Raw genomic sequence first — 7,002 nt, 5'->3', positions numbered from 1 at the left:
TCGGCGCTGTCGACGTCCGCGGTGCACGCACGCGCCGCCACGGGCCTGTTGCACGCCGACGACGTCGTCGCGCTCGACGCATGCACGCTTGAGCGCGCCGACACGTTGTCTGCCGCCGCACTCCTTGCGCTCGTTCCGGCCCGGCGACATCGTGTCCTGCGCGCGTGGATCACGTCGCTCGGACTGCCTCCGCTGCCCTCGCCCGGCCTCGCGCGCATCGACGACGACCTGCTGCATGCGCGCGCCGATGCCCAGCCCCGCTTCGACTGGCACGACGCCAGCGTTCGCGCATGGCGCGGCCGCCTGCACGCCTCGCGTCGCGGCCCGATCCTTCACCGGTCGGTGGAGATCGCCTGGGACGGCTTGGCGCCCGTCCGCCTTCCCGACGGCGGCCAACTCATGATCGAACCGCCGCTCGCGTTGCCGCCGACGGTTCGCGTCCGCGCCCGTCGCGGTGGCGAGCGCATCCGCCTGCCCGGTCGCCAGCACGGCCATGCCCTGAAGCACGTGCTCCAGGATCTCGAGGTGCCGCCCTGGACGCGCGAACACCTCCCCCTGCTGGTCGATGGAGACGACGTCCTCGCTGCGGGAGACGTCGTCGTCTGCGCGTCTCTCACGGCCTGCCTGGAAACGGCCGGGGCGCGCCTTGAATGGATTCGTCCGGAAGGCGCATGACGCGGCGTCACCTGGACGCAACCGCGGCCGTTCAGACTCTCGACGCATTGACCCTGCGGCGCGCCCGCCTCCACACTTGAGCCATGCCACGCAAAGACACGCCCGAGCCCTCGCCCGTCGCCGACTTCGAACGCTCGCTCGACGCGCTCGAAAACCTCGTCGAGAAAATGGAACAGGGCGACATGAGCCTCGACCAGTCGCTTGCCGCGTACGAGGAAGGCGTCGGCCTCTATCGACGCTGCCAGACGGCGCTCGAGGAAGCCGAGATGCGCGTGCGGCTGCTGACCGACCCGCAGGATCCGGCCAGCGCCCAGCCCTATCCGGACGCCCCCGGCCCCGATGCCTGACGCCCGTCTGGACGTCTGGCGCGGCCGCATCGATGCCGCGCTGGCGCAGGCGCTCGACCTGCCGCATGCCCCACGACGCTTGAACGCCGCGATGCGGCATGCCGTCCTGCTCGGCGGCAAGCGCATGCGCCCGTTGCTGACGCTCGCTACCGGCGCATTGTTCGACGCCGGCGAAATTCCGCTGCTCGCTGCGGGCGTCGCTGTCGAACTGATCCACGCCTACTCGCTCGTGCATGACGACCTGCCGTCCATGGACGACGACGCGCTTCGGCGCGGCCAGCCCACCGTGCACGTCGCCTTCGACGAAGCCACCGCCGTGCTTGCGGGCGACGCATTGCAGTCGCTCGCGTTCGATGTGCTCGCGCAAGCGCCTGTCGCCGCCGACGTCGCACTGTCGCTGGTTCGCACGTTGGCAGAGGCCAGTGGCGCCGCCGGCATGTGCGGTGGGCAGGCGCTCGACTTGGATGCGACCGGCCGCAGCGCCGACATCACGGCCAGCGCGCTCGAGCACGTCCACGCGCTGAAGACCGGTGCGCTGATCCGCGCGTCGGTGCGCATGGGCGCGCTCGTCGGGCGGGCGGATTCGCGCGCGCTTCAACGCCTCGACGCGTTCTCGCTGTCGCTCGGCCTGGCCTTCCAGGTGCGCGACGACATCCTCGACGTGGAAGCCGACACCGCGCAGCTCGGCAAGACGGCGGGCAAGGACGCGCAGCAGGACAAGGCGACGTTCCCCGCGCTGCTCGGCCTGGAAGCGTCGAAGCTCAAGCTGTCACGACTGCAGAACCAGATGCAAAGCGCGCTCGCCGACTTCGACGCCCGCGCCGAAAGCCTCCGGTCGCTCGCGAACTACACCGCCACGCGTACGCACTGAGCTGGCCGCGCAAAGAAAAAGGCCCGGTCTGCCCGGGCCTTTTTTTCCTGCAGGATCGACGCGCCTACTTCACCAGGCGCAGCGCGAACGGATAGCGGTAGGCGACGCCCTCGTTGGCCTTGATGGCCGCCATGATGCTGACGACGAGCCACGCCAGCCCGACGAGCAGCATGATCGGGCCGGTAAGCAGGATGCCGATGCCGAGCGTCATGAACGTAAGGATCCACAGCACCAGGAACACGATCCCCACGGTGATGTTGAAGTTCAGCGCTTCCTTGCCCTGATCATCGACGAACGGCATGGTTTCCTTTTTCATGAGCCACACCACCAGCGGGCCGAGCACGCAGCCGAGGCTCGCTGCCCAGCCGGCGGTGACGATGCCGCCGACGATCGCGGCCAGGTGCGCGAACATCGCCCACTGCCGCTCTTCGGCGCTGATGCCGCTCGGATGCGGTGATGCCGAGGCCGGAGGCGGCACCGACGTCTGCGAATAATTCGGCGGCGTGGGTTCTCCGGACGGTTGGTCGATGTCGCTCATGGTGTCTCTCCAGCGGTGTCAGGCGGTATGTGCCGCACTCTTACCGCAGCGGAACACGCGGTCAACTGCCGTCCGTCACTTCACCGGCCACCGTCATCCGCGAAACAAGGATTGAACCGGTCGAAATGTGCGAGCGCGGATCGATATCCGTGCCGACGGCGTCGATCCGCTGGAACATTTCGCGCAGGTTGCCGGCGACGGTGACGCCATCCACCGGGTACTGCAGCTTGCCGTCCTCGACCCAGAAGCCGGCTGCGCCGCGCGAGTAATCACCGGTGGTGGTGTTGGCACCGTGGCCCATGAGTTCGGTGACCAGCAGTCCGCGCCCCATGCGCGCGAGAATGTCGTCAAAGCCGCCGGCATTGGCGAGCACGTCGAGGTTGTGCACGCCACCGGCATTGGCCGTGGTGCGCAGGCCGAGCTTGCGCGCCGAATAACTGCCGAGCACGTAACGCTCGAGAACGCCGCCGGCCACGATGGGCGACTGCCGCGTCGCCACGCCTTCGCCGTCGAACGCGCCCGAGCGAAGGCCGTGCGGCACGAATGGCTTCTCCTCGATCGAGAACCAGGACGGGAACAGCCGTGTTCCCATGCTGTCGACCAGGAAGCTGGCACCGCGGTAGAGCGCCCCGCCGGAGATGGCGCCGATGAGATGGCCGATCAGCGAACGCGCCACTTCCGCGGCGAACAACACGGGGTATTCGCCGGTTCGCAGCTGCCGCGGCGACAGTCGCGATACCGCGCGCTCCGCTGCATGCCTGCCCACGGCCGCCGGCAGTTCGAGGTCGGCCGCCGCAAGCCCGTACGTGTACCAGCCGTCGCGCTGCATCGAGTCGCCACGGCCGGCGATGAGCGCGCAGCCGAGCGAATGATGCGTGCCGCGGTCGCCGCCGGTGAAGCCGTGCGAGTTCGCGTAGACCGACAGACTGCGGCCGCTGCTGAGCGACGCGCCGTCGGAGTTCTCGATGCGCGCATCCGCATCGCGCCCGGCCTGCTCGCAGGCGAGCGCGAGATCGATCGCCTGGTCGGCGTCGATGTCCCACGGATGCCAGCCATCGAATTCGCGCAGGTCGCGTGCCATCAGCCCGGCGTCCGCAAGGCCGGCGGCCGGGTCGTCCTCGGTGAATCGGGCGATGGCGCACGCCTGCTCGACCGTGGCGAGCAAGCTCTCCTCGCGCAGGTCGGCCGTGCTCGCGCTGCCCTTGCGCTTGTCGAAGTACACGGTGACCGCGATGCCGCGATCGCGCGTGGACTCCACGGTTTCGACCTCGCCCATGCGCACGTTGATGCTCAGCCCGAATTCCTCGGAGCAGCTGACCTCGGCCTCGGACGCGCCGCGGCTGCGTGCAAGGTCGAGCAGGCGCTGCGAGAGGTCCCCCAGCGCCTGGAGGCGCTCGTGGCTGTCGTCATGGAGGGCGGGCGAAGTGGCGGTGGCGTTCAATGTCTTATCCTTGCGACTCGAGTCCGCGACGATGCGCGGACGAAGCAGTGCGTGGCGACGGTGTCGCGCGCGGGATTATCGAAGATGCGCGGTCGCGACGATGAAAGTGGTGAATTCCGTGGGCCCAGCCGCAGCCAGCAGCGCCGCGAGGCATTGGGCGTGCTTGAGCTGGCCCATGCCCTCGTCGAGCTGACGCCGGCCGAACTCGCGCGGGTGCCGGTGCCGGAAGAGACGCTGTCGCACGTCGAGGACACGCGTCGAATCACCTCGAACGTCGCGCGCAAGCGACAGTTCGCGTTCCTCGCCAAGCAGATGCGCAAGCTCGACGAGCAGGAACTGCAGGCGATACGCGACGCGCTCGACGAGAAAAGCGACGCCTCGCGCGCCGAAGTTGCCGCGATCCATCGCGTCGAAGCATGGCGCATCAAGCTGGTCGACGACGGCGACGACGCGCTTGCCGAACTGCTGGCCATGCATCCGGACGCCGATCGCCAGCGCCTGCGCCAGCTCGTGCGCAATGCGCAGGACGACAAGAAGCGCGGTAAGCCGCCCCGCGCATTCCGCGAGCTGTTCCGGGAACTTCGCGCGCTCATGCTGGGCGGTGCGGATGACGCCGATCCCGAGGACGCAGACGCGGGGCTCGACGACGCGGACGAATGACGCGGCACGCGCGAATCCTCAGGCCTTCGTGCCGCCCACGGTGATCCCGTCGATCAGAAGCGACGGCTGGCCGACGCCGACCGGCACGCTCTGCCCGTCCTTGCCGCATACACCCACGCCTTCGTCCAGCGCGAGGTCGTTGCCGATCATGCGCACCTTCTGCATCGTTTCCGGGCCGTTGCCGATCAGCATCGCGCCCTTCACCGGATGCGTGACGCGGCCGTCCTCGATCATGTAGGCCTCCGTCGCGGAGAACACGTACTTGCCCGACGTGATGTCCACTTGGCCGCCGCCGAAATTCACCGCATACAGGCCGCGCTTCACCGAACGGATCATCTCCTCGGGGTCGTGCGGCCCGGCGAGCATGTAGGTGTTCGTCATGCGCGGCATGACCAGGTGTGCAAACGATTCGCGACGCCCGTTGCCGGTCGGCGACATGCCCATCAGTCGCGCATTCAGGCTGTCCTGCATGTAGCCCACCAGCACGCCGTCCTCGATCAGCGTGGTGCAATGGGTCGGCGTGCCTTCGTCGTCGATGTTGAGCGAACCGCGGCGGCCTTCGAGCGTGCCGTCGTCCACGATCGTGACGCCGGGTGACGCCACGCGCTGGCCGATGCGGCCGGCATAGGTGGACGTGCCCTTCCGGTTGAAGTCGCCTTCGAGTCCGTGCCCGACCGCTTCGTGCAGCAGCACGCCCGGCCAGCCGTTACCCAGCACCACCGGCATCACGCCGGCCGGCGCGTCGGCCGCGTCGAGGTTCACCAGCGCCTGCCGCAGCGCCTCGCGCGCCAGATGCTCCGGGCGCTCGCCGCCCAGCAACTCGGCGTACCCGTAGCGCCCGCCGCCGCCGGCATAGCCCTGCTCGCGGCGGCCGTTGTGTTCGACGATCACCTGCACGTTGAGCCGCACGAGAGGGCGCACGTCGCCAGCGACCAGGCCATCGCTGCGCGCCACCATGACGGTGTCGACACCGCCAGACAGGCTGACCGTCACCTGCTTCACGCGCGGGTCCGCAGCGCGCAGCAGTCGATCGAGGCGACGCAGCGCTTCCACTTTTTCCTCGTTGCCGAGCGCATCGATCGGATCGAACGCCGCGTACAACGCGCGACCGCCGCCGCGCACGAGCGGGCGGTCGCGCGCTATCGCGTCCGTCGCCACGACGGTTCCCTTCGCGATGGCACGCGCCGAGTTCGATGCGTCGAGCAACGCGCGGGCATCGATTTCATCGGAATACGCGAACCCGGTCTTCTCGCCGCTGATCGCGCGAACACCGACGCCCTGCTCGATGGAGTGCGCACCGTCCTTGACGATGCCGTCTTCCACTGTCCAGCTCTCGCGACGCGCGTGCTGGAAGTAGAGATCACCGAAGTCGACGCCGGGGCCGAGCAATGCGCCGAGCGCCTGGTCGAGCGACGCCAGGTTGAGGCCGGCGGGCGTGAGCAGTCGTGATTCGGCGGTCTGCAGCGAAGTCGTCATCGGGACATCCATCGAAAGGCGCGGCGCGCGTGGCGCGATCGAACTATATGCGGGCGCGCGTGATCGGCCTCAACCGGCCGGCGCCTCCGCGGCGACGGCGCGCGTCTGGTCGCGTGTCATCACTTCGACCTTGGGCTCGCTCCACGGGCCGGAGACGCGGTAGGTCTTCGCGCCGAAGTGGGCGAAGGGCTTGGCCATCACTGCGCTCGCGGCCGCGCCGATCGCGGCGCCCACGGGGCCGCCGGCGATCGCGCCGACCGCGGTCAGCAGGTTGCCGGACCTGGGGCGGACTTCGATGGTCTGGTCGAAGGTCTGTGTGCGCAGGTTGGCGGCGCCGCGGATGCGGATCTCGGCGGCCGGCCCCTTGATCGCGAGGTCGTCGCTGCGCGCCAGCCCGCCGGCGAAGCGGATGTTGCCGCCGAGCTGGTTGAAGCTGAAACCCTTGTCGAAGAAGTCGCGGAAATCGAGCGTGAGCCGCCGCGGCAACTCGGCAAGGCTCAGCAGGCCGAGCACGCGGCCCGCGCCCGGATTGATTTCGAGAAGCCGGCCGTCGCGCGCGTCGAGCGCGAGCGTTCCCTGCAGGCTCGCCACCGAAACATCCGCGGGCGCCGCGGGCCAGGCTGCATCGAGACGCGCATTGCCCTTGCCGCCACCGAGGCGGCCGCCGAAGCCGAACCCTTCGAGCAGCGCGCCGAAGTCCTGGTTGTCGATCACTGCAGCGATTCGCGTGCGCGCGGCGGCACCGCGCCCGAACCATTCGCCCGAGGCCTCGAGCCGGTGTGCGCGACCGCGCGCGCTGAACTGATCGAGCACAAGGCCCGCCGCCGTCGGGTGCGAACGCAGCCGCGCCGACCCCAACTGCGCGGCGCCGATGCGCAGGTCGTCGACATCGATCGCCAGCGCTGGAATCTTCGCGGGATCCGTCGATGCGACCGATGCGGACGCACGCGTCGCCGGCGTTCGAGCGCGAGCGACCGGCGCCGCAGCCGTGTTG

At 69.3% G+C, this 7,002-nt stretch carries 8 protein-coding genes; 4 read left to right on the top strand and 4 right to left on the bottom strand.

Going from position 1 to position 7,002, the window contains the following annotated elements; all coding sequences use genetic code 11:
* The 3 genes from tilS to FW784_RS11365 form a co-directional block, all read left to right on the top strand.
* The coding region (tilS, locus tag FW784_RS11375) for a tRNA lysidine(34) synthetase TilS (RefSeq protein WP_149353458.1) at nt 1-675 on the top strand (675 nt) is incomplete at its 5' end.
* An 83-nt stretch (nt 676-758) separates the two neighbouring features.
* Complete coding sequence (locus FW784_RS11370; protein WP_149353457.1) at nt 759-1,022, top strand: exodeoxyribonuclease VII small subunit; 264 nt, start codon at nt 759-761, stop codon at nt 1,020-1,022.
* Complete coding sequence (locus FW784_RS11365) at nt 1,015-1,893, top strand: polyprenyl synthetase family protein (RefSeq protein WP_149353456.1); 879 nt, start codon at nt 1,015-1,017, stop codon at nt 1,891-1,893. Before FW784_RS11370 ends, FW784_RS11365 begins: the two co-directional genes overlap by 8 nt.
* Before the next feature lie 64 nt (nt 1,894-1,957).
* Here the strand turns inward: FW784_RS11365 and FW784_RS11360 are convergent, their stop codons facing one another.
* Together FW784_RS11360 and pmbA are read right to left on the bottom strand one after the other, a co-directional pair.
* Complete coding sequence (locus FW784_RS11360; protein WP_268890910.1) at nt 1,958-2,431, bottom strand: DUF4870 domain-containing protein; 474 nt, start codon at nt 2,429-2,431, stop codon at nt 1,958-1,960.
* 61 nt (nt 2,432-2,492) lie between these two features.
* Complete coding sequence (gene pmbA / locus FW784_RS11355) at nt 2,493-3,872, bottom strand: metalloprotease PmbA (RefSeq protein ID WP_149353455.1); 1,380 nt, start codon at nt 3,870-3,872, stop codon at nt 2,493-2,495.
* 84 nt (nt 3,873-3,956) lie between these two features.
* Between pmbA and yjgA the strand changes: the two genes are divergently transcribed.
* Nucleotides 3,957-4,532, top strand: coding sequence for a ribosome biogenesis factor YjgA (gene yjgA / locus FW784_RS11350; protein ID WP_149353460.1), 576 nt, complete (start codon nt 3,957-3,959; stop codon nt 4,530-4,532).
* Between the two features lie 18 nt (nt 4,533-4,550).
* Here the strand turns inward: yjgA and tldD are convergent, their stop codons facing one another.
* Together tldD and FW784_RS11340 are read right to left on the bottom strand one after the other, a co-directional pair.
* The gene (gene tldD / locus FW784_RS11345) at nt 4,551-6,008 is read right to left on the bottom strand and encodes a metalloprotease TldD (protein WP_149353454.1); all 1,458 of its coding nucleotides are present in this window, start codon (nt 6,006-6,008) and stop codon (nt 4,551-4,553) included.
* Nucleotides 6,009-6,077: 69 nt separating this feature from the next.
* Nucleotides 6,078-7,002: YhdP family protein (locus FW784_RS11340; protein ID WP_328592725.1), on the bottom strand; the 925-nt coding region annotated here is incomplete at its 5' end.

Origin of the sequence: Cognatilysobacter lacus (genome assembly GCF_008274655.1) — a bacterium.
GTDB lineage: Bacteria > Pseudomonadota > Gammaproteobacteria > Xanthomonadales > Xanthomonadaceae > Cognatilysobacter > Cognatilysobacter lacus.
This window is presented reverse-complemented; position numbering and strand designations above follow the sequence as displayed.